Below are 714 nucleotides of genomic sequence, written 5' to 3'. Positions count from 1 at the left end.
GTCAATGTTACATCAAGCGAGGTTTCGCTCACTTGCTGTGCCGATTGAATTGCTAGCGGCGCAATTTCCTTGGCCGTAAAGGTCGGATTCGCCAATGTCGCCCAATCCGAGGTTACCGTGTACTTCACGCCTGGCTTAAAGGTTTCACCGTTGGGCAAGCGGAATTTAGGGGCTTGTCTGCCATCCGTTGCTTGCGTAAACAATACATAGCTCGCGGTCATCGTTGCTCCGCCTTCAGGTGTAATATACACCTGCTTATCTCTCATTGATGAAAGAATGTTATACGACTTGCCGTTATACATATTGTTATCATCAACAACGAAGGCTCCCTTGCGTGAAGTACTGTAAGCCGCGATTACATTACCGTAATCTGTTACACCGTCTTCAAGACTGGATTCAATCTCGAATGTATCATATGCCACCTGCTGGCCTGATCTCAAAGCAAGCTTCTCCGTATTAGCTTCGAATGTTCCAGCCGCCTGACCTTTATAAGATAAGGAATACTTAGTTCCTGCCTTCTGAGGCGAAACCGGCACAATATAGGTTGAGGTTGATCCCGATTTCAGCTGTGGAATATTGAGAACCGTGAGACCATTGTCAAATACGAAGTTTTGCTTCGCTTTGTCTACATCAATGTCTTCTTTAGGAAGCGGCGCCGAGAAGGTTACTTGCAGCGTGATTGCATTTAGATTCTTGATGCTGGTCACTTGAACT

Annotated in this window: 1 pseudogene; it reads right to left on the bottom strand. The window is 46.2% G+C overall.

Annotation, left to right across the window (positions count from 1 at the left end):
• A pseudogene (locus GC093_RS07765) lies at positions 1-714 on the bottom strand (S-layer homology domain-containing protein); the annotation flags it as partial.

It is taken from the genome of Paenibacillus foliorum (assembly GCF_013141765.1).
Lineage (GTDB): Bacteria > Bacillota > Bacilli > Paenibacillales > NBRC-103111 > Paenibacillus_S > Paenibacillus_S foliorum.
This window is presented reverse-complemented; position numbering and strand designations above follow the sequence as displayed.